Origin of the sequence: Pseudomonas sp. SJZ080, from assembly GCF_007828295.1 — a bacterium.
Lineage (GTDB): Bacteria > Pseudomonadota > Gammaproteobacteria > Pseudomonadales > Pseudomonadaceae > Aquipseudomonas > Aquipseudomonas migulae_A.
Window position 1 is genome coordinate 12,084 of record NZ_VIUK01000024.1, and the last position, 19,975, is coordinate 32,058.

A 19,975-nucleotide genomic window follows, 5' to 3' on the forward strand; every position below is an offset into this window, starting at 1 on the left:
CCCCTCAACCCAGCAGCGAAATGTCGGCGACGCCGAGGAACAGCCCGCGAAGACGTGCCAGCAGCGCATACCGGTTGGCGCGGACCTTGGCATCTTCAGCGTTGACCATCACGGCTTCGAAGAACGCATCCACCGGCTCGCGCAAGGCCGCCAGGCGCGCCAGAGATTCGCTGTACTGACGCGCAGCGGCCATTGGCTGAACAGCCTGGTCCGCTTGCTGAATCGCCGAATACAGGGAGAACTCATTGGCGTTGTCGAAATACTTGGCTTCAACGACCGATGGAACAGAGCCTTCAACCTTGCTCAACAAGTTCGAAACGCGCTTGTTCACCGCGGCGAGGGCGGCGGCTTCCGGCAATTTGCGGAAAGCTTCTACCGCTTGTACACGCTGATCGAAGTCCAGCGCAGAGCCCGGCTTCAGTGCCCGTACCGACAGATAAGTCCCGACATCGACGCCTTCGTCTTCGTAACGAGCACGCAGACGGTCGAATACGAATTCGAGTACCGAGTCGGCCAGGCCAGCAGCCTTGACCTTGGCACCGAATGCATTCACAGCGAACGCCACGGCATCGTTCAAGTCGAGATCGAGCTTCTTGTCGATCAGGATACGCAACACGCCGAGTGCAGCACGACGCAGGGCATACGGGTCTTTGCTACCGGTCGGCAGCATGCCGATACCGAAGATACCCACCAGAGTGTCGAGCTTGTCGGCGATGGCCACTGCTGCACCGGTCAGGGTGGTCGGCAGTTCAGCACCGGCACCGCGCGGCATGTATTGCTCGTTCAGCGCCAGAGCGACTTCTTCCGGCTCGCCATCATTGAGGGCGTAGTAGTAACCGGCGACGCCTTGCATCTCCGGGAACTCACCGACCATCTCGGTCGCCAGGTCGCACTTGGACAGCAGGCCGGCACGGGAAGCCCAGGCTGCGTTGCCGCCAATGCGCTGAGCGATGAATGCAGCGAGTCTGGAAACGCGCTCGGCCTTGTCGTAGACGCTGCCGAGTTTTTCCTGGAACACCACGTTCTGCAGACGCAGGTTGAAGTCTTCGAGTTTCTGCTTCTTGTCTTGCTTGAAGAAGAACTCGGCGTCGGTGAGGCGTGGGCGAACCACTTTCTCGTTACCGGCGATGATCTGCTGCGGGTCTTTGCTTTCGATGTTGGCCACGGTAATAAAACGTGGCAGCAACTTGCCGTCGGCATCCAGCAGGCAGAAATACTTCTGGTTGTCCTGCATGGTAGTGATCAGCGCTTCTTGCGGCACGTCGAGGAAACGTTCTTCGAACGAGCACACCAGCGGCACCGGCCATTCAACCAGCGCGGTCACTTCATCGAGCAGGGCTGGCGGAACGATTGCCGTACCTTCCTGCATCGTCGCCAGCTCATCGGTGCGCTTGCTGATGATCGCGCGACGTTCGTTGGCATCGGCCAGCACATAAGCGGCACGCAGGTCGGCCAGGTAGTTGGCCGGCGAGGTGATGCGCACGCTTTCCGGGTGATGGAAGCGGTGACCACGGGAATCGCGACCGGCCTTCTGGGCGAGGATCGTGCATTCGATGACCTGGTCACCGAGCAACATCACCAGCCATTGGGTCGGACGAACGAATTCTTCCTTGCGAGCGCCCCAGCGCATGCGCTTCGGGATCGGCAGGTCATTCAGGGAGTCTTCGACGATGGTCGGCAGAAGGCTCGCGGTCGGCTTGCCGGCGATGCTTTGGCTGTAACGCAGTTTCGGACCGCTCTGATCGATTTCGCTCAGCTCTACGCCGCACTTCTTGGCGAAACCCAATGCCGCTTGCGTCGGATTGCCTTCGGCATCGAACGCGGCCTGACGTGGCGGGCCATCGAGGTTGATGCTGCGATCCGGCTGTTGGGTGGACAGCGAGGTGATCAGCACCGCCAGACGACGTGGCGCGGCGTAGACGGTTTTGGTCTCGTAGTTCAGGCCAGCGGCTTGCAGACCCTTGTCGATACCGGCCAGGAAGGCCTCGGCCAGGGTGTTCAGGGCTTTGGGTGGCAGTTCTTCGGTGCCCAGTTCAACCAGAAAATCTTGAGCACTCATTGTGCAGCCTCCAGCTTGGCCAGTACTTCATCGCGCAGGTCCGGGGTCGCCATCGGGAAGCCCAGCTTGGCGCGAGCCAGCAGATAGGCTTGCGCAACGGAACGCGCCAGGGTGCGCACACGCAGGATGTATTGCTGACGCGCAGTTACCGAGATCGCCCGGCGCGCATCCAGCAGGTTGAAGGTGTGGGAAGCCTTCAACACCATTTCGTAGCTCGGCAACGGCAGCGGCTGGTCGAGTTCGATCAGGCGCTTGGCTTCGCTTTCATAGAAATCGAACAGTTCGAACAGCTTCTCGACATTCGCGTGTTCGAAGTTGTAGGTCGACTGCTCCACTTCGTTCTGGTGGAACACGTCACCGTAGGTCACTTTGCCGAACGGACCGTCAGCCCAGACCAGGTCGTAGACCGAGTCCACGCCCTGCAGGTACATGGCCAGACGCTCGAGACCGTAAGTGATCTCGCCGGTCACCGGGTAGCATTCGATGCCGCCCGCTTGCTGGAAGTAAGTGAACTGGGTCACTTCCATGCCGTTGAGCCAGACTTCCCAGCCCAGGCCCCAGGCGCCCAGTGTCGGCGATTCCCAGTTGTCTTCGACGAAGCGAATGTCGTGGACAAGCGGGTCCAGGCCGACATGCTTGAGGGAGCCCAGGTACAGTTCCTGGAAATTGTCCGGGTTCGGCTTCAGGACTACCTGGAACTGGTAGTAATGCTGCAGACGGTTCGGGTTTTCGCCGTAGCGGCCATCAGTCGGGCGACGACTGGGCTGCACATAAGCGGCGTTCCAGGTTTCCGGGCCGATGGCGCGCAGAAACGTGGCAGTGTGGAAAGTACCGGCGCCTACTTCCATATCGTAGGGCTGAAGTACCACGCAACCTTGCTCGGCCCAGTATTGCTGGAGGGCGAGGATCAAGTCTTGGAAGGTACGCACGGCTGGCGTAGGCTGGCTCACGAAATTCACCTGTTTCTTGGGCTGCGATTTAAAGAGCGGGAGTATACCCGATTCGTTGCTGCGCACGCCCCCTGGAGCCTTATGCCACGCTGCTTTTGGTGTTCCGAAGATCCGTTGTACATGGCTTATCACGACCAGGAGTGGGGCACGCCGCTACGCGATGCGCAGGGATTGTTCGAGTTGCTTTTGCTCGAAGGGTTCCAGGCCGGCCTCTCCTGGATCACCGTGTTGCGTAAACGTGAGCGATATCGCGAGGTGTTGTTCGGCTTCGACGTACAGCGAGTGGCGCAGATGAGCGACGCTGAAATCGATGAATTGATGCTTGATCCCGGCATCATTCGCAATCGCCTCAAACTCAATGCGGCCAGGCGCAATGCCCAGGCTTGGCTGGCGCTGGAGGACCCGGTGGCGTTTCTCTGGTCCTTCGTGGGTGGCCAACCGGTTATCAATCATTTCAAGGATCGCACCGAAGTGCCGGCGGTCACGCCGGTCGCTGTGGAGATGAGCAAAGGCCTGAAAAAAGCCGGCTTCACCTTCGTCGGCCCGACCATTTGCTACGCGTTGATGCAGGCCTCGGGGATGGTCATGGACCACACCCGGGATTGCGATCGCTACGCGACCTTGTCGATCGGCGGTTAGAATAGCCGCCTCGCGCACAGCACAAGATCAGGAGTGACCTGTGGATAAGTTGAAAGGCGCCTTGCTGGTAGGCGCTCTGCGGCTGTTTGCCCTGCTTCCTTGGCGAGCAGTGCAAGCGGTTGGCTCGGCCATCGGCTGGGTGATGTGGAAAACCCCTAACCGTTCCCGCGATGTGGTACGGATCAATCTGGCCAAGTGTTTTCCCGAGATGGACCCTGCCGAGCGCGAGCGCCTGGTCGGCCAGAGCCTGAAAGACATCGGCAAGTCGTTGACCGAAAGTGCGTGCGCGTGGATCTGGCCGGCGCAGCGTTCCATTGATCTGGTTCGCGAAGTCGAAGGGCTCGACGTCTTGAAGGACGCCCTCGCTTCCGGCAAAGGTGTCGTCGGCATTACCAGCCACCTGGGCAACTGGGAAGTGTTGAACCACTTCTATTGCAGCCAGTGCAAACCGATCATTTTTTATCGTCCGCCAAAGTTGAAAGCGGTGGATGAATTGCTGCGCAAGCAGCGCGTGCAACTGGGTAACAAGGTTGCCGCGTCGACCAAGGAAGGCATTCTCAGCGTCATCAAGGAAGTGCGCAAAGGTGGTGCAGTGGGCATTCCCGCTGACCCGGAACCGGCAGAATCCGCCGGGATCTTCGTGCCGTTCTTCGCCACTCAGGCGCTGACCAGCAAGTTTGTACCGAACATGCTCGCCGGCGGCAAAGCGGTCGGCGTGTTCCTGCATGCCCTGCGCCTGCCGGATGGTTCGGGTTACAAAGTGATCCTCGAAGCCGCGCCAGAGGCCATGTACAGCACCGATACCGAAACGTCCTGCGCGGCCATGAGCAAGGTGGTCGAACGCTATGTGCGGGCTTATCCGAGCCAGTACATGTGGAGCATGAAACGTTTCAAGAAGCGGCCGCCGGGTGAAGAACGCTGGTACTGAGTGGATTGGCATGATCTGTGGATAACTTGAACCTGCAGGAGCGAAGCAAGTTGCGCTCCTGCAGGTTCAAGTTATCCACAACTGATCAAGAAAGGGCGCAGAAGATGTCCGAACACCGCAAATCGTTTCGCATCAAGATCAGTCATGAAAGCTTTGGCGAATGCCTCGGCCAGACCCGCAACCTCTCGACCACGGGTGTCTACGTCAAGCATCCGGGCTTGTCTGCGTTGCCTGAAGGCGCCGTGGTGTACGGTCAGGTCCAGGATTTACCCACAGGTGCGCCGCGGGTGCGCATGGAAGTGGTGTTGGTGGATGCCGACGGTATTGGCCTGCGCTATCTCTAATCAGGGCGCCTGACGCTCAAGCTTTTTCAGAAATACCGTCATTTCTTTCTCTGCCTGCTTGTCGCCATGAGCGCGGGCGGCTTCCAGACCCTGTTCCCACGCCTGACGCGCGGCCGGATAGTCCGCCAGCGCCAGCTGCGCCTTGCCCAACAGCTTCCACGCCGCTGAATACTTCGGATCGAACTCGACGCAACGCTGGAAATGTTCGGCGGCCTTGGCGTTTTCCCCAAGATCCAGGTAGCCCTTGCCCAGGCCGAAGCGCAGCAGTGAGTTATCCACACCCTTGGCGAGCATTTTTTCCAGGGATTCGATCATGGGGAAAATTTCCGAATGGGTGGCGTAATCGACATCGCATCGCCAGCAAGCCGGCTCCTGCAGGGTAACCGCCACCCTTTGTAGGAGCCGGCTTGCTGGCGATAGCGATCCAACGGCTTAAAAGAAGCTAAGGCCGACATGGAACAACTTCTCCACATCCCGAATATGCTTTTTATCCACAAGGAACAGAATCACATGGTCACCCGCCGAGATCACCGTGTCATCGTGGGCAATAATCACTTCTTCGTCACGAATGATTGCCCCGATCGTGGTGCCCGGTGGCAAACCGATGTTCTCAATGGCCTTGCCAATCACCTTGCTCGACTTCGCATCGCCATGGGCAATCGCCTCGATGGCCTCCGCCGCGCCACGGCGCAGTGAGTGCACGCTGACGATATCGCCACGCCGTACATGAGCCAGCAACGTGCCGATGGTTGCCAGTTGCGGGCTGATGGCGATGTCGATGTCGCCGCCCTGAATCAGATCGACGTAGGCCGGGTTGTTGATGATGGTCATCACCTTCTTCGCGCCCAGTCGCTTGGCCAGCAGCGACGACATGATGTTGGCTTCGTCGTCGTTGGTCAGGGCCAGGAAGATGTCGGCATCGGCGATGTTCTCTTCCATCAGCAAGTCGCGGTCGGAGGCGCTGCCCTGCAACACCACGGTGCTGTCCAGAGTGTCCGAGAGATGGCGGCACCGAGCCGGGTTCATCTCGATGATTTTCACCTGATAGCGGCTTTCGATGGCCTCGGCCAGACGCTCGCCGATCTGCCCGCCACCGGCGATGACGATGCGCTTGTAGCTCTCGTCGAGGCGGCGCATTTCGCTCATCACTGCGCGAATGTTCGCCTTGGCGGCGATGAAAAACACTTCGTCGTCCGCTTCGATCACCGTATCGCCCTGGGGCAGGATCGGCCGGTCACGGCGGAAAATCGCGGCAACGCGGGTTTCGACGTTCGGCATGTGCTCGCGCAACTGACGAAGTTGCTGGCCCACCAGCGGTCCGCCGTAATACGCCTTCACCGCGACCAATTGTGCTTTGCCTTCGGCGAAGTCGATCACCTGCAATGCGCCCGGATGCTGGATCAGGCGCTTGATGTAGTTGGTGACCACTTGTTCCGGGCTGATCAGCATGTCCACCGGAATCGCTTCGTTATCGAACAGCTCGGAGCGCGTCAGGTATGCCGCTTCGCGGACCCGAGCGATTTTGGTCGGTGTGTGAAACAGGGTATGAGCAACCTGACAGGCCACCATGTTGGTTTCGTCACTGTTGGTCACCGCCACCAGCATGTCGGCATCGTCCGCGCCGGCTTGGCGCAGCACCGTCGGCAGCGAGCCGCGGCCATGCACGGTGCGGATGTCCAGCCGATCGCCGAGGTCGCGCAGGCGTTCGCCGTCGGTGTCGACCACGGTGATGTCGTTGGCCTCGCTGGCCAAGTGTTCCGCCAGCGAACCGCCGACCTGCCCTGCGCCGAGGATGATAATTTTCATCCAGTCACTCCCTTAAACCGGTTAACCGCGCGCGGCGGTGATCTTGATCAGTTTGGCGTAGTAGAACCCGTCGTGGCCGCCTTCCTGGGCCAGCAACTGGCGACCATGGGGCTGCTTGATGCCGGCCGTTGTGGCGAGGTCCAGCTCACGAGCGCCCGGTGTGCGGGCGAGGAAGGCTTCGATGACTTCGGTGTTCTCGGTCGGCAACGTGGAGCAGGTGGCGTAGAGCAGAATCCCGCCGACCTCCAGCGTTATCCACATGGCATCAAGCAATTCACCTTGCAGCACTGCAAGTGCGGCGATGTCATCCGGTTGGCGAGTCAGCTTGATATCCGGGTGACGACGGATCACACCGGTGGCCGAGCAAGGTGCATCGAGGAGGATGCGCTGGAACGGTTTGCCGTCCCACCAGGTGGCAGTGTCGCGGCCGTCGGCGGCGATCAGTTCGGCGCTCAGACCCAGGCGTGCGAGGTTTTCCCGCACGCGCACCAGACGCTTGGCTTCCAGGTCTACGGCAACGACGCCGGCCAATGCAGGCTCGGCTTCAAGGATGTGGCAGGTCTTGCCGCCCGGTGCGCAGCAGGCGTCGAGCACCCGTTGGCCTGGCGCCAGGTCCAGCAAGTCGGCGGCCAGTTGTGCCGCTTCGTCCTGCACGCTGATCCAGCCTTCTGCGAAGCCCGGCAAACTGCGCACATCGGCAGCGGTGTCGAGAATGATGCCGTCCTGACTGTAGACACACGGTGTGGCGGCGATGCCCGCTTCGGTCAGCAGGCTCAAGTACGCATCGCGAGTGTGATGGCGACGGTTGACCCGCAGAATCATCGGCGGATGTGCGTTGTTCGCCGCGCAAATGGCTTCCCATTGCTGCGGCCAGAACGCTTTCAGGGATTTTTGCAGCCAACGCGGATGCGCCGTGCGCACCACCGGGTCATGTTCCAGCTCGGCCAGCAGCGTTTCGCTTTCACGCTGTGCGCGGCGCAACACGGCGTTGAGCAAGGCCTTCGCCCACGGCTTTTTCAGCTTGTCGGCGCAACCCACGGTTTCGCCGATGGCGGCGTGGGCCGGGACGCGGGTGTAAAGCAGTTGGTAAAGACCGACCAGCAACAGCGCCTCGACATCGGCGTCGGCAGCCTTGAACGGCTTCTGCAGCAACTTGGCCGCGAGTGCCGACAAACGCGGCTGCCAGCGCGCGGTGCCGAACGCCAGGTCCTGGGTGAAACCGCGATCACGGTCTTCAACCTTGTCCATTTGGGTCGGCAGCGAACTGTTGAGCGAGGCTTTTCCGTTGAGAACTGCAGCCAGTGCCTTGGCGGCGGCCAGACGTGGATTCATTGAGCGTCCGCCGTTTGACCGAGCACGGTGCCGGCGGCAAATTTCTCACGACGGCTGTTGAACAAATCGCTGAAGTTCAGCGCCTTGCCGCCGGGCAATTGCAGGCGGGTCAGGCACAGTGCCTGCTCACCGCAGGCGACGATCAGGCCGTCCTTGCTGGCGCCGAGGATTTCCCCCGGTGCGCCCTGCCCTTCGGCGAGGCTCGCGGCCAGCACTTTCAGCGCTTCGCCATTCAACGTGCTGTGGGTGATCGGCCATGGATTGAAGGCGCGGACCAGACGTTCCAGCTCAATGGCCGGGCGGCTCCAGTCGATTCGCGCTTCATCCTTGTTCAGTTTGTGCGCATAGGTGGCGAGGCTGTCATCCTGCACTTCGCCTTCCAGGGTTCCGGCAGCGAGGCCGGCAATCGCCTGAATCACCGCCGGTGGACCGATTTCCGCCAGACGGTCATGAAGGCTGCCGCCGGTGTCTTCAGCGCTGATCGGCGTGGTGACTTTCAGCAGCATCGGCCCGGTGTCGAGGCCCAGTTCCATGCGCATCACAGTCACACCGCTTTCGCTGTCGCCAGCTTCGACGGCACGCTGGATCGGCGCCGCTCCGCGCCAGCGTGGCAGCAACGAGGCGTGGCTGTTGATGCAGCCCAGACGCGGAATATCCAGCACCACCTGCGGCAGGATCAGGCCGTAGGCGACCACCACCAGCAAATCCGGCTTCAGCGCGGCCAGTTCAGCCTGAGCGTTTTCGTTGCGCAGGGTCGGCGGTTGCAGCACCGGGATGTTGTTTTCCAGTGCCAACTGCTTGACCGGGCTCGGCATCAACTTTTGCCCGCGACCCGCCGGACGGTCCGGCTGGGTGTAGACCGCGACGACCTCGTAAGGGCTGTCGAGCAGGGCCTTGAGGTGTTCGGCGGCGAATTCCGGGGTGCCGGCAAAGACGATGCGCAGTGGCTCAGTCATGGGAGCAATCTCTGAAAAGAAAAAGGCTTGCCGCAGCAAGCCTTTGAAAGAAGGGCATCAAGCGTTCTGGCGATGGAGCTTTTCCAGTTTCTTCTTGATTCGGTCGCGTTTGAGGTTCGACAGGTAGTCGACGAACAATTTGCCGTTGAGGTGGTCGCATTCGTGTTGGATGCACACGGCGAGTAGGCCTTCGGCGATCAGTTCGTAAGGCTGGCCGTCGCGGTCCAGGGCCTTGACCCTGACCTTCTGTGGGCGATCGACATTTTCGTAGAAGCCCGGCACCGAGAGACAGCCTTCCTGGTATTGCTCCATCTCATCGGTCAGGGGTTCGAACTCGGGGTTGATGAACACCCGCGGTTCGCTGCGGTCTTCGGAGAGGTCCATCACGACGATACGTTTGTGCACGTTGACCTGGGTCGCGGCGAGGCCGATGCCTGGCGCTTCATACATTGTTTCAAACATATCATCGACCAACTGACGCACTTCGTCGTCCACTACGGCCACAGGTTTGGCGATAGTGCGCAGACGCGAGTCGGGAAATTCGAGGATGTCTAAAATGGCCATAAGCTTGATTGCTGCACGTGTGAGGTAAAGTCGGGTCGATGGCCTGGCAGGTCCGGAGATGCAGGCTACCGTTGTGAAGCGTAGCTTCCTTTTCTTTAAGAACCGGAAGCGAGCCACGAGGGCTCTGGCGTTTCACGCGAACGCATATAATAAAGGGATTCACCGCATGAGGAAATCACTACTCGCCTTGCTCCTTCTGGCCTCGGCCGGTTTGGCGCACGGGCAAGTGCAACTCAGGGAAGGTTTTCCACAGCAATACACGGTTGTCTCGGGTGACACACTCTGGGACATCTCTGGAAAATACCTCCGTGAGCCGTGGAAATGGCCTGAGCTCTGGCAGGCCAATCCGCAGATCCAGAACCCCAATCTCATCTACCCCGGCGATGTGCTGTCGCTGGTCTACGTCAATGGCCAGCCGCGTCTGACGCTCAATCGCGGGGCATCCAGGGGCACTATCAAGCTTTCGCCGCGGGTGCGCAGCTCGCCGGTGGCGGATGCCATCCCGAGTATTCCGCTGCAAGCGATCAACAGCTTCCTGCTGAGCAACCGAATCGTCGATAAGGTCGAGGATTTCGACCGGGCGCCTTATATCGTCGCCGGCGATGCCGAACGGGTGCTCAGCGGCACCGGTGACCGCATCTTCGCCCGTGGTCAATTCGATCCGAGCCAGCCGGTTTACGGCATCTTTCGCCAGGGCAAGGTCTACACCGACCCCGACAGCAAAGAGTTTCTGGGGATCAACGCGGACGACATTGGCGGCGGCGAAATTGTGGCCACTGAAGGCGATGTCGCCACCCTCGCCCTGCAGCGCACGACTCAGGAAGTGCGTCTTGGCGACCGTTTGTTCAGCAGTGAAGAGCGATCAATCAACTCAACCTTCATGCCCAGCGCGCCAACCACCGACATAAACGGGCTGATCATCGACGTGCCGCGCGGGGTCACTCAGATTGGCGCGATGGATGTTGTCACGCTGAACAAGGGTCAGCGTGATGGCCTGGCCGAAGGTAACGTGCTGGTGGTGATGAAAACCGGCGAAACCGTGCGTGACCGGATCACCGGTCAACCGCTGAAGATCCCTGATGAACGCGCCGGTTTGCTGATGGTTTTCCGCACTTACGACAAGCTCAGCTACGGGCTGGTGCTTAACGCATCGCGCTCGTTGGCGGTGATGGACAAGGTGCGAAATCCGTAAGCAGGCTCCACAAGTTACCAACAGAGTTATCCACAGCTTATTCCCGTTTGAACGGGGCTCATAACGATCAAGGATGATCCATGTCGCTGTCTGCTGTTACACCGGTTTCCCCTGCGGAACTGGAAGCTCGTTTACGCCTGCATCGTTTGCCGGAACTCGGCCCGGCGCGTTTCAGGAAGTTGCTTGAGGCCTTTGGCTCGGCGTCCAAAGCCATCAGCGCCCCGGCCAGTGCGTGGCGTGCATTGGGTTTGCCGCTCGCCTGTTCGGAGGCCAGGCGCTCGAGCGAAATTCGCGATGGCGCAAGCCACGCACTGGCCTGGCTAGAGCGTCCGGGCCAGCATTTACTGATGTGGGACCAGCCTGACTACCCGGCATTGTTGGCGGAGATCAGCGACGCACCGCCGCTGTTGTTCGTGGCGGGCGATCCGGGGATTCTGGAAAAGCCGCAGCTGGCGATGGTCGGCAGTCGTCGCGCCTCCCGACCGGGCATGGACACCGCTGCCGCGTTCTCCCGCAGTCTGGCCAGCGCCGGTTTTGTCATCACCAGCGGTCTGGCGCTGGGCATCGATGCCGCCGCGCATCAAGCCGCTCTGGACGTGGGCGGGCGAACGGTCGGTGTACTTGGCACGGGACTTGAAAAGTTTTATCCACAGCGCAACCGGAGGCTGGCGGACGCCATGATCGCATCGGGCAGTGCGGTGCTTTCCGAGTTCCCGTTGGACACGGGGCCCACCGCCAGCAACTTTCCCCGGCGCAACCGGATCATCAGCGGTTTGTCCCTCGGCGTGCTGGTGGTGGAGGCCAGTGTCGCCAGTGGTTCACTGATCACCGCGAGGCTGGCGGCGGAGCAAGGTCGTGAGGTGTATGCCATTCCGGGGTCGATTCACCATCCCGGTGCCCGAGGCTGTCATCAGCTGATCCGTGACGGTGCGGTATTGGTGGAAACCATCGAGCATATCCTCGAAGCCTTGCGCGGCTGGCAACAGTTGCCGTTGTCCATCGAGACGCCCTCGGTAACGCATCCGCTGCTGATGCTGCTGCATGCGGCGCCGCACACCAGTGAAGCGTTGGCAGGCAGCAGCGGCTGGGCGCTGCCGAAAGTGCTGGCGGCGTTGACGGAGCTGGAAATGGACGGCCGGGCGGTTTGCGAAAGCGGGCGCTGGTTTGCGCGGGTGAGCTAGGTTTTATAAGGAAGATCGGTAAACTGCGCAGAGCCTTATTCCGGAGAGTTTTTCATGGTCAACAGTTGGCGTGTGCAACAAGCCGCGCAAGCCATTCGCGCAGGGGCGGTGATTGCCTATCCAACCGAGGCGGTCTGGGGCCTGGGTTGCGACCCGTGGGACGAAGAAGCGGTAGAGCGTCTGCTGATGCTCAAGGGCCGGTCGGTAGAAAAGGGCCTGATTCTGGTCGCCGACAACATTCGCCAGTTCGATTTTCTCTTCGAAGACTTCCCTGAACTGTGGATGGATCGCATGGCCAGTACCTGGCCGGGGCCGAATACCTGGCTGGTGCCGCATCAGAATTTGCTGCCGCAGTGGATCACGGGTGTGCACGAGACGGTCGCATTGCGGGTCAGCGATCACCCGTTGGTGCGGGATTTGTGCGCGGTAGTCGGGCCGCTGGTTTCGACCTCGGCCAACCCGCAGGGCCGGCCGGCGGCGCGGACGCGGATTCGCGTGGAGCAGTATTTCCGTGGGCAGTTGGATCTGATCCTGGGCGGCAACCTCGGAGGGCGCAAGAATCCGAGCGTGATTCGGGATCTGGCGACCGGGAACGTCATCCGCCCGGATTGAGACCGCGGTGCGGCCATCGCGAGCAAGCCCGCTCCCACAGGATTTCGGTCGTTTACATATTTTGTGATCGACCCTGTACCTGTGGGAGCGGGCTTGCTCGCGAAGAGGCCCTTACAGACGCCACAAATCTTTAAGGCAGTAACACCGTCGAACCCGTGGTACGCCGAGCCGACAACTCGGTCTGGGCCTTCGCCGCGTCAGCCAACGAATACTTCTGGCTGATCTCCACCTTCAACTTCCCGCTGATGATCATTTCGAACAGCTCATCCGCCATCCGCTGCAGGTTCTCGGCGTTGTTGGCGTAGGTCGCCAGCGTCGGCCGGGTCACGTACAACGAACCTTTCGCCGACAAAATCCCCAGGTTCACCCCATCCACGGCACCCGACGCATTACCAAAACTCACCACCAGGCCCCGAGGCGCCGTGCTATCCAGCGAAGTCAGCCAGGTGTCTTTACCGACGCCGTCGTACACCACCGGGACCTTTTTGCCGTCAGTCAATTCCAGCACGCGTTGTGCGACATTTTCATGGCTGTAGTCGATGGTCGCCCAGGCACCGTTGGCCTTCGCCAACGCGGCTTTCTCCGGCGAGCTGACCGTGCCGATCAACTTCACGCCCAAGGCTTTGGCCCATTGGCAGGCCAGGGAGCCGACACCGCCGGCAGCGGCGTGAAACAAAATGGTTTCGCCGCCCTTGAGTTCATAAGTCTGACGCAGCAAGTACTGCACGGTCAGGCCTTTGAGCATTACCCCGGCCGCCTGTTCGAAGCTGATAGCGTCCGGCAAGTGCACCAGATTGGCCTCCGGCAACACGTGAACCTCGCTGTAGGCACCCAACGGACCGCTGCCATAGGCCACGCGGTCGCCGACCTTGAAGCGGGTTACTTCGCTGCCCACCGCCTCGACCACGCCCGCACCTTCCGAACCCACGCCCGACGGCAAGGCGGGTGGCGCATAGAGGCCACTGCGGAAGTAAGTGTCGATGAAGTTCAGACCGATGGCCTTGTTGGTGACGCGGACTTGCTGCGGGCCGGGCTCGGCGGGCTGGTAATCCACATACTCGAGCACTTCGGGACCGCCATGGGTGCGGAACTGGATACGCTTTGCCATCAGAACTCTCCATAGGTCTTAGCTTTTGGATTAGTAGCGCCAAGCCCTCTATCGGACTCCTAAGCTTGATCCCCGTCAACTGCGGCAGGCCCATCAGCGATGTTATGCTACGCGCCCATTTGCGCCGGCCCTGCTCCGAGGGAGCGCTGCGTAGTTTTGCCCGATTCAAGGTGATGACATGACGACCCGCACCGAGGCCGTAAAAGCCTACCTGCTCGACCTGCAAGACCGCATTTGTGCTGCCCTGGAAGCCGAAGACGGCGGCACGCAGTTCGTTGAAGACGCCTGGACCCGGCCTGCCGGCGGTGGCGGTCGCACGCGAGTGATCGAGAACGGTGCTGTCATCGAAAAGGGCGGCGTTAACTTTTCCCACGTCTTCGGCAGCGGTCTCCCACCGTCCGCCAGCGCCCATCGGCCGGAACTGGCCGGTCGTGGCTTCGAGGCCCTGGGCGTGTCGCTGGTGATTCACCCGCACAACCCCCATGTGCCGACTTCCCACGCCAACGTGCGCTTCTTCATCGCTGAAAAAGAAGGTGAAGATCCTGTCTGGTGGTTCGGTGGCGGCTTCGACCTGACTCCGTATTACGGCAATGAAGAAGACTGCGTGCACTGGCACCGCGTCGCCGAGCAGGCCTGCGCGCCATTCGGCCCGGACGTCTACTCGCGCTACAAAGCCTGGTGCGACAGCTACTTCCACATCAAGCATCGTCACGAGCCGCGTGGCATCGGCGGTCTGTTCTTCGATGACTTGAACGAGTGGGACTTCGACACCAGCTTCGCCTTCATGCGCGCCATTGGTGACGCCTACATCGACGCCTACTTGCCGATCGTGCAGCGTCGCAAGAACGACGCGTTCACCGCCAAGCAGCGCGAATTCCAGGAGTTCCGTCGTGGCCGGTACGTCGAGTTCAACCTGGTTTACGACCGCGGCACCCTGTTCGGCCTGCAGTCGGGCGGGCGTACCGAATCGATCCTCATGTCACTGCCGCCGCAAGTTCGCTGGAGCTATGACTGGAAAGCCGAGCCGGGTAGCGAAGAAGCGCGCCTGACCGAGTACTTCCTGCAAGATCGCGATTGGTTGGCCAAGGCCTGAACGAGGACTCCTGATGGACCGTTACGTCGTATTCGGTAACCCGATTGGCCACAGCAAGTCGCCACTGATCCATCGTCTGTTCGCCGAGCAGACCGCTCAGCAACTGGACTACAGCGCTTCGCTGGCACCGCTCGACGATTTTTCCGACTTTGCCCGGGAGTTTTTCCTTGAAGGTCGCGGGGCGAACGTGACGGTGCCGTTCAAGGAAGAAGCGTTTCGTCTGGCGCACAGTTTGACGGCACGAGCGCAGCGCGCCGGTGCGGTGAACACCCTGAGCAAACTCGCCGATGGCACGTTGCTGGGCGACAACACCGATGGCGCCGGGCTGGTAAGGGATCTGACGGTCAATGCCGGATTCAGTCTCAAGGGCAAACGCATCTTGCTGCTCGGTGCCGGTGGCGCCGTGCGCGGCGCGCTTGAGCCGCTGCTGGCCGAGCAGCCGGCCTCGGTGATCATCGCCAACCGCACGGTGGATAAAGCCGAGTTGCTGGCGGAGTTGTTCGCGGATCTGGGGCCGGTGTCGGCCAGTGGCTTCGATTGGCTGCAAGAGCCGGTGGACCTGATCATCAACGCGACGTCCGCCAGCCTGACAGGCGATGTACCGCCGATTGCCAGCAGTTTGATCGAGCCGGGCAAGACCGTTTGCTACGACATGATGTACGGCAAGGAGCCAACCTCGTTCTGCCGCTGGGCTACGGAGCACGGCGCAGCAGTGTCGATGGATGGCCTGGGGATGCTCGCTGAACAAGCGGCAGAAGCCTTCTTCCTGTGGCGCGGCGTGCGCCCGGACACGGCGCCGGTGTTGGCCGAACTGCGCCGCCAACTGGCCCTGTAGGAACCGGCTTGCTGGCGATGGGGGCACCGCGGTGTATCAGGTACACCGCGTTATCGTTGAATCGCCAGCAAGCCGGCTCCTGCAGCCGGTCTGTGTGCCGTAATCACGGTCATTGTCCGGAGATTGGTGTGTTTCAATCCTCGAAACGGATCGGGCATTTCTCCGCACCTTCCAGCTTCCTCAATTCCTCCACCACCGGCGGCCGGGCCCCGCGCAAGGTCAGGCTGCGGTCCTGCTTGCGCAGCCGTCGCGCTTCCTGGTGCAGCATTTCCACACCTGAATAGTCGATGAAGTTGATGTGCTGCGCCTCGATCACCACGCGCGCGCCGTGCATCCGTTGCAGGCGCGCTTGCAGGTAATGGCTGGCGCCGAAGAAGATCGAACCGCCGACCCGCAGGATGTCTTCATCACCGTCGCGCCAGTGCTGCACCCGCGGTTGCGACGTGCGTTTCAAATAGAAGAACAGCGAAGCCAGCACCCCGGCATAGATCGCAGTCTGCAACTCCAGCAACAGCGTGGCGACACAGGTCAGCGCCATCACCACGAACTCGGCGCGGCTGACCCGCAGCAACGCGCGAATGCCGCGATGGTCGACCAATCCCCAGGCGATCAACAGAATGCTGCCGGCCATGGCCGGGATAGGGATGTGCGCAATCAGATGGGCGCCAAAGATTGCGAACAACGCCACCCACAACGCCGAAAAAACCCCCGCCAGCGGCGAACAGGCACCCGCTTCGTAGCTCAGTCCCGAGCGGGTGAAGGATCCGGCTGACAGCGAACCGGAAAAAAACGCACCGACAATGTTCGACAAGCCCTGGGCGCGAACTTCCTGATTCGCATCGAGCAACTGTTGTGAGCGCGCCGACAGGGAGCGGGCAATCGACAGACTCGTCACCAGCCCCAGCATCCCGACCGCCACGGCGCTGGGCAACAGGCGCAGGATCAGATCCAGGTCCAGCGGCAACGGGCTGAAGGGCGGCAGGCGCCCGACAAACGCGCTGACCAACTGCACGTGACCAAACATTGATGGCCAGAGCCACACCAGCCATCCGCTCAGGACCAGGGTGATCAACAGCGTTGGCCAGCGCGGCAATAGCAGTTTCAGCGTCACCCCGACCGCGACAGTCGCCAGGCCCAACACCAGCGAAGGTTGGTCTACCTCGCCGAGATGCCTGAACAGCATCGTAAAACTGTCCAGCGCCGTGGCCTGGTTGGGCAAATCCAGCCCCAGCAGGTTGGGCATTTGACCGATGGCAATCACCACGGCGGCGCCAAGCGTGAAGCCGAGCACCACCGAATGCGAAACGAAATTCACCAGCGCGCCAAATCGCAGCAAACCCAGTAGCCACTGGAATATGCCGGCAAGGAGCGTCAGAAGCAGGATCAGCGTGATGTAGTCCTTGGACGCAGGAACGGCCAGAGGACTGACGCTCGCGTACAGGACAATCGAAATGGCCGCCGTAGGACCGCAGATCAGATGCCACGATGATCCCCACAGGCAGGCAATCAGCACCGGGATGATCGCCGCGTACAAGCCGTATTCCGGTGGGAGACCGGCGATCAGCGCGTAGGCAATGGATTGCGGCAACGCAAGAATGGCGCCGCTGAGACCGACAATCAGATCACGACCGACGCTGGCGCGGGTTTGCCGGGGCAACCACGTGAGGAAGGGAAAGAGTGAATGGCGGCTGGGAAGGGCCATGGGTCCTCTCGGTCTGGAATTTTGCGCAAGGGTAACAGCACCAGAACCTGTAGGAGCCGTCTTGCTGGCGATAGCGGTGTATCAGGCGCCATCAATGTTGACTGATGTGCCGCTATCGCCAGCAAGCCGGCTCCTACAGGTAAGGGGTTAGAGCTTGGCTTTCACGGCCGGCAACGCATCCTTCCCGTCCACGGTCTTCACACCATCCAGCCATTTATCCAGCACCGCCGGATTAGCCTTGATCCACGCCTTGGCGGCGTCCGCATTGCTGACCTTCTTGTTCACCACGTCCGCCATGATGCTGTTCTCCATCTCCTGGGTGAAACTCAGGTTGGTGAGCAGCTTGCCGACGTTCGGGCAGGCCTGTGCATAACCTTTGCGAGTCAGCGTGTGAACGCTGCCGGTGTCGCCGAAGTATTTCTCGCCGCCTTTCAGGTAATGCATTTTCAGCTGCACGTTCATCGGGTGCGGCGTCCAGCCGAGGAAGGTCACGAACTTCTGTTTCTTCACCGCGCGGGACACTTCGGCCAGCATCGCCTGCTCGCTGGACTCGACCAGTTTCCACTGGCCCATGTCGAAGTCGTTCTTCTTGATGATTTCTTGCAGCGAGATGTTCGCCGGCGCGCCGGAGCCGATGCCGTAGATTTTCTTGTCGAACTTGTCGGCGAACTTGTTCAGGTCGGCAAAGTTATGCACACCCGCGTCCCACACGTAATCCGGGACGGCCAGGGTAAATTCGGTGCCGTCGAGGTTCTTCGCCAGTTGCGTGACGTCGCCGGTGGCGACGAACTTGTCGTAGAAACCCTGCTGCGCCGGCATCCAGTTGCCGAGGAACACGTCGACCTGGCCATCCTTCAAACCGCCAAAGGTAATCGGCACCGCGAGGGTGTCGACTTTGGGCTTGTAGCCCATGCCGTCCAGCAGAAACCCGGTGATGGCGTTGGTCGCGGCGATGTCGCTCCAGCCAGGGTCAGCCATTTTCACCGTCTCGCAGCTCTGATCGGCATATGCCGACGCACTGCCCAGAGCCAGCAGCCCGACCGTCAGTACTGTGGATAACTTTTGCATGGACTTCCCCTTAACATTATTGGTTTTGGCAGGGTTGTGGATAACGTGCTTTGCGCTCCAGGTCGTCGAGGTCGATGTGGTTGCGCATGTACTGCTGACTGGCGTCCACCAGCGGCTGGTGATCCCAGCTCTTCAGCTTGCCGATGGTCAGCGCATCGGCGACGAATCGCCGACGACGCTGGCTCGCGAGCACCTGTTGGTGTATCGCCGGGATGTTCCATTTGGCCCGTGCTTCGGCCAGAAATTCCTCGAACAGGGGCCGATGTTGCGGCGACTGGCTGAGTTCTTCCTGTTCACGCGGGTCATTGTGTACGTCGAAGAGTAGGCACGGGTCGTCTTCGCTGTAGATGAATTTGTAGGCGCCGCGACGAATCATCATCAACGGGCTGATGGTGCCTTCGGCCATGTACTCGCCGAAGACTTCGTCGTGACCGCCCTGCCCTTGCAGGTGCGAGACCAGCGAGCGGCCGTCCAGTGGCAGGCCTGGCTCCAGCGAGCCGCCGGCCAACTCGACAAACGTCGGTAACAGGTCGGCGGTGGAAACCGCTGCGCTGACCCGGCCTGCGCCGAACTGTCCCGGAGCACTTATCAACAGGGGGACTCGTGCAGCCATTTCAAACCAGTGCATTTTGTACCAGAGCCCGCGCTCGCCGAGCATGTCGCCGTGGTCGCCGGAGAAGACGATGATCGTGTCGTTGATCAGCCCAGTTTCTTCGAGTGTTTGCAGGAGTTTGCCGACGTTGCTGTCGATATAGCTGCAAGCACCGAAGTAAGCGCGGCGCGCATCGCGGATCTTATCCACAGGCAGCGGTTTGTCCCACAGGTCGTAAACCTTGAGCAAACGCTGTGAGTGCGGGTCGAGCTCGGTTTGCGCCGGCGTTTGCGGCAACGGGATGTCGGCATCGTCGTACATATCCCAAAAAGCCTTGGGAATTGTGTACGGATCGTGTGGGTGAGTCATCGACACGGTCAGGCAGAACGGCTGATCGCCATCCTCACGGATGTGATCGAACAGGTATTGCTGGGCCTTGAACACCACCTCTTCGTCGAAATCCAGCTGATTGGTACGCACGCACGGCCCGGCTTGCAGCACCGACGACATATTGTGATACCAGGTCGGACGTACGTCCGGTTCGTCCCAGTTCACCGCCCAACCGTAGTCGGCCGGGTAAATGTCGCTGGTCAGGCGTTCTTCGTAACCGTGGAGTTGGTCCGGACCACAGAAATGCATCTTGCCGGACAGCGCGGTGCGGTAACCGAGACGGCGCAGGTAGTGAGCGTAGGTCGGTACATCGGCAGGGAAATCCGCCGCGTTGTCATAAGCGCCGATCTTGCTCGGCAACTGACCGCTGACCAGGGTAAAACGCGACGGCGCGCACAGTGGGCTGTTGCAATAAGCAGCGTCGAACACCACGCCTTCGGCGGCGAGGCGGCTGAGATTGGGGAGTTTGATCGGCGAAGGACCGTAGAACGGCAACATTGGCGCGGCCATCTGATCGGCCATGATGAAAAGAATATTCTTGCGCTTCATGTGATCGCGGCATTCCATAGTGAATATTTATGCGAGAGTGCTGCGATCGAGCATGTAGCCCATGCACTTTGTGGT

The 19,975-nt window shown here is 60.8% G+C and carries 19 protein-coding genes; 8 read left to right on the forward strand and 11 right to left on the reverse strand.

The annotated features are described in order from the left end of the window. Window positions 1-4: 4 nt before the first annotated feature. Together glyS and glyQ are read right to left on the reverse strand one after the other, a co-directional pair. A complete protein-coding gene (gene glyS / locus FBY04_RS25320; protein ID WP_084317556.1) occupies window positions 5-2,059 on the reverse strand; it encodes a glycine--tRNA ligase subunit beta in 2,055 nt (684 codons plus the stop codon). Further along, the gene (gene glyQ / locus FBY04_RS25325) at window positions 2,056-3,009 is read right to left on the reverse strand and encodes a glycine--tRNA ligase subunit alpha (RefSeq protein ID WP_003213601.1); all 954 of its coding nucleotides are present in this window, start codon (window positions 3,007-3,009) and stop codon (window positions 2,056-2,058) included. The genes glyS and glyQ overlap by 4 nt, the downstream gene beginning before the upstream one ends. Before the next feature lie 81 nt (window positions 3,010-3,090). Between glyQ and tag the strand changes: the two genes are divergently transcribed. The 3 genes from tag (at window position 3,091) to FBY04_RS25340 (ending at window position 4,920) form a co-directional block, all read left to right on the forward strand. After that, window positions 3,091-3,648, forward strand: coding sequence for a DNA-3-methyladenine glycosylase I (gene tag / locus FBY04_RS25330; RefSeq protein ID WP_017341717.1), 558 nt, complete (start codon window positions 3,091-3,093; stop codon window positions 3,646-3,648). Between the two features lie 40 nt (window positions 3,649-3,688). Then, entirely contained in the window at window positions 3,689-4,576 is an 888-nt protein-coding gene (locus FBY04_RS25335) for a lysophospholipid acyltransferase (RefSeq protein ID WP_084317555.1), read from the forward strand. Window positions 4,577-4,680: 104 nt separating this feature from the next. Beyond that, entirely contained in the window at window positions 4,681-4,920 is a 240-nt protein-coding gene (locus FBY04_RS25340) for a PilZ domain-containing protein (protein WP_084317554.1), read from the forward strand. Here the strand turns inward: FBY04_RS25340 and FBY04_RS25345 are convergent, their stop codons facing one another. The 5 genes from FBY04_RS25345 to def form a co-directional block, all read right to left on the reverse strand. Continuing rightward, the gene (locus tag FBY04_RS25345; protein WP_145317801.1) at window positions 4,921-5,235 is read right to left on the reverse strand and encodes a tetratricopeptide repeat protein; all 315 of its coding nucleotides are present in this window, start codon (window positions 5,233-5,235) and stop codon (window positions 4,921-4,923) included. Window positions 5,236-5,352: 117 nt separating this feature from the next. Continuing rightward, window positions 5,353-6,726 (reverse strand): Trk system potassium transporter TrkA, encoded by a 1,374-nt coding sequence (gene trkA / locus FBY04_RS25350; RefSeq protein ID WP_145317804.1) that lies wholly within the window; start codon window positions 6,724-6,726, stop codon window positions 5,353-5,355. A 21-nt stretch (window positions 6,727-6,747) separates the two neighbouring features. Continuing rightward, entirely contained in the window at window positions 6,748-8,058 is a 1,311-nt protein-coding gene (rsmB, locus tag FBY04_RS25355; protein ID WP_084317551.1) for a 16S rRNA (cytosine(967)-C(5))-methyltransferase RsmB, read from the reverse strand. Further along, a complete protein-coding gene (gene fmt, locus FBY04_RS25360) occupies window positions 8,055-9,014 on the reverse strand; it encodes a methionyl-tRNA formyltransferase (RefSeq protein ID WP_145317807.1) in 960 nt (319 codons plus the stop codon). The genes rsmB and fmt overlap by 4 nt, the downstream gene beginning before the upstream one ends. Before the next feature lie 57 nt (window positions 9,015-9,071). Further along, complete coding sequence (def, locus tag FBY04_RS25365) at window positions 9,072-9,578, reverse strand: peptide deformylase (RefSeq protein ID WP_084317549.1); 507 nt, start codon at window positions 9,576-9,578, stop codon at window positions 9,072-9,074. Between the two features lie 166 nt (window positions 9,579-9,744). Here def and FBY04_RS25370 point away from each other — a divergent pair, with 166 nt between their 5' ends. The 3 genes from FBY04_RS25370 (at window position 9,745) to FBY04_RS25380 (ending at window position 12,563) form a co-directional block, all read left to right on the forward strand. Then, a complete protein-coding gene (locus FBY04_RS25370; protein ID WP_084317548.1) occupies window positions 9,745-10,770 on the forward strand; it encodes a LysM peptidoglycan-binding domain-containing protein in 1,026 nt (341 codons plus the stop codon). 80 nt (window positions 10,771-10,850) lie between these two features. After that, a complete protein-coding gene (gene dprA / locus FBY04_RS25375; protein ID WP_145317810.1) occupies window positions 10,851-11,951 on the forward strand; it encodes a DNA-processing protein DprA in 1,101 nt (366 codons plus the stop codon). Window positions 11,952-12,005: 54 nt separating this feature from the next. Further along, window positions 12,006-12,563 (forward strand): L-threonylcarbamoyladenylate synthase, encoded by a 558-nt coding sequence (locus FBY04_RS25380; protein WP_084317546.1) that lies wholly within the window; start codon window positions 12,006-12,008, stop codon window positions 12,561-12,563. 130 nt (window positions 12,564-12,693) lie between these two features. On the opposite strand, the gene FBY04_RS25385 is transcribed toward FBY04_RS25380, so the two are convergent. Beyond that, entirely contained in the window at window positions 12,694-13,671 is a 978-nt protein-coding gene (locus FBY04_RS25385; RefSeq protein ID WP_084317545.1) for an NADPH:quinone reductase, read from the reverse strand. Window positions 13,672-13,849: 178 nt separating this feature from the next. Here FBY04_RS25385 and hemF point away from each other — a divergent pair, with 178 nt between their 5' ends. Continuing rightward, the gene (hemF, locus tag FBY04_RS25390; protein ID WP_084317544.1) at window positions 13,850-14,764 is read left to right on the forward strand and encodes an oxygen-dependent coproporphyrinogen oxidase; all 915 of its coding nucleotides are present in this window, start codon (window positions 13,850-13,852) and stop codon (window positions 14,762-14,764) included. Window positions 14,765-14,777: 13 nt separating this feature from the next. Then, on the forward strand, window positions 14,778-15,599 hold the full coding sequence (gene aroE, locus FBY04_RS25395) for a shikimate dehydrogenase (protein WP_084317543.1): 822 nt from the start codon (window positions 14,778-14,780) through the stop codon (window positions 15,597-15,599). 133 nt (window positions 15,600-15,732) lie between these two features. Here the strand turns inward: aroE and FBY04_RS25400 are convergent, their stop codons facing one another. The 3 genes from FBY04_RS25400 to betC form a co-directional block, all read right to left on the reverse strand. Beyond that, window positions 15,733-17,301 carry a SulP family inorganic anion transporter gene (locus FBY04_RS25400; protein ID WP_084317542.1) on the reverse strand — a complete coding sequence of 523 codons (1,569 nt, stop codon included), beginning with the start codon at window positions 17,299-17,301 and terminating at the stop codon, window positions 15,733-15,735. A 147-nt stretch (window positions 17,302-17,448) separates the two neighbouring features. Beyond that, window positions 17,449-18,369, reverse strand: coding sequence for a choline ABC transporter substrate-binding protein (gene choX / locus FBY04_RS25405; protein WP_017341730.1), 921 nt, complete (start codon window positions 18,367-18,369; stop codon window positions 17,449-17,451). Window positions 18,370-18,385: 16 nt separating this feature from the next. Next, on the reverse strand, window positions 18,386-19,900 hold the full coding sequence (gene betC / locus FBY04_RS25410; RefSeq protein WP_145317813.1) for a choline-sulfatase: 1,515 nt from the start codon (window positions 19,898-19,900) through the stop codon (window positions 18,386-18,388). Window positions 19,901-19,975 lie beyond the last annotated feature (75 nt).

Excerpts from the sequence above, each read along its gene's own strand:
- glyS (WP_084317556.1), bottom strand. The coding sequence starts at position 2,059 with ATGAGTGCTCAAGATTTTCTGGTTGAACTGGGCACCGAAGAACTGCCA.
- tag (WP_017341717.1), top strand. The coding sequence starts at position 3,091 with ATGCCACGCTGCTTTTGGTGTTCCGAAGATCCGTTGTACATGGCTTAT.
- FBY04_RS25340 (WP_084317554.1), top strand. The coding sequence starts at position 4,681 with ATGTCCGAACACCGCAAATCGTTTCGCATCAAGATCAGTCATGAAAGC.
- FBY04_RS25345 (WP_145317801.1), bottom strand. The coding sequence starts at position 5,235 with ATGATCGAATCCCTGGAAAAAATGCTCGCCAAGGGTGTGGATAACTCA.
- trkA (WP_145317804.1), bottom strand. The coding sequence starts at position 6,726 with ATGAAAATTATCATCCTCGGCGCAGGGCAGGTCGGCGGTTCGCTGGCG.
- rsmB (WP_084317551.1), bottom strand. The coding sequence starts at position 8,058 with ATGAATCCACGTCTGGCCGCCGCCAAGGCACTGGCTGCAGTTCTCAAC.
- fmt (WP_145317807.1), bottom strand. The coding sequence starts at position 9,014 with ATGACTGAGCCACTGCGCATCGTCTTTGCCGGCACCCCGGAATTCGCC.
- def (WP_084317549.1), bottom strand. The coding sequence starts at position 9,578 with ATGGCCATTTTAGACATCCTCGAATTTCCCGACTCGCGTCTGCGCACT.
- FBY04_RS25370 (WP_084317548.1), top strand. The coding sequence starts at position 9,745 with ATGAGGAAATCACTACTCGCCTTGCTCCTTCTGGCCTCGGCCGGTTTG.
- dprA (WP_145317810.1), top strand. The coding sequence starts at position 10,851 with ATGTCGCTGTCTGCTGTTACACCGGTTTCCCCTGCGGAACTGGAAGCT.
- FBY04_RS25380 (WP_084317546.1), top strand. The coding sequence starts at position 12,006 with ATGGTCAACAGTTGGCGTGTGCAACAAGCCGCGCAAGCCATTCGCGCA.
- FBY04_RS25385 (WP_084317545.1), bottom strand. The coding sequence starts at position 13,671 with ATGGCAAAGCGTATCCAGTTCCGCACCCATGGCGGTCCCGAAGTGCTC.
- hemF (WP_084317544.1), top strand. The coding sequence starts at position 13,850 with ATGACGACCCGCACCGAGGCCGTAAAAGCCTACCTGCTCGACCTGCAA.
- aroE (WP_084317543.1), top strand. The coding sequence starts at position 14,778 with ATGGACCGTTACGTCGTATTCGGTAACCCGATTGGCCACAGCAAGTCG.
- FBY04_RS25400 (WP_084317542.1), bottom strand. The coding sequence starts at position 17,301 with ATGGCCCTTCCCAGCCGCCATTCACTCTTTCCCTTCCTCACGTGGTTG.
- choX (WP_017341730.1), bottom strand. The coding sequence starts at position 18,369 with ATGCAAAAGTTATCCACAGTACTGACGGTCGGGCTGCTGGCTCTGGGC.
- betC (WP_145317813.1), bottom strand. The coding sequence starts at position 19,900 with ATGAAGCGCAAGAATATTCTTTTCATCATGGCCGATCAGATGGCCGCG.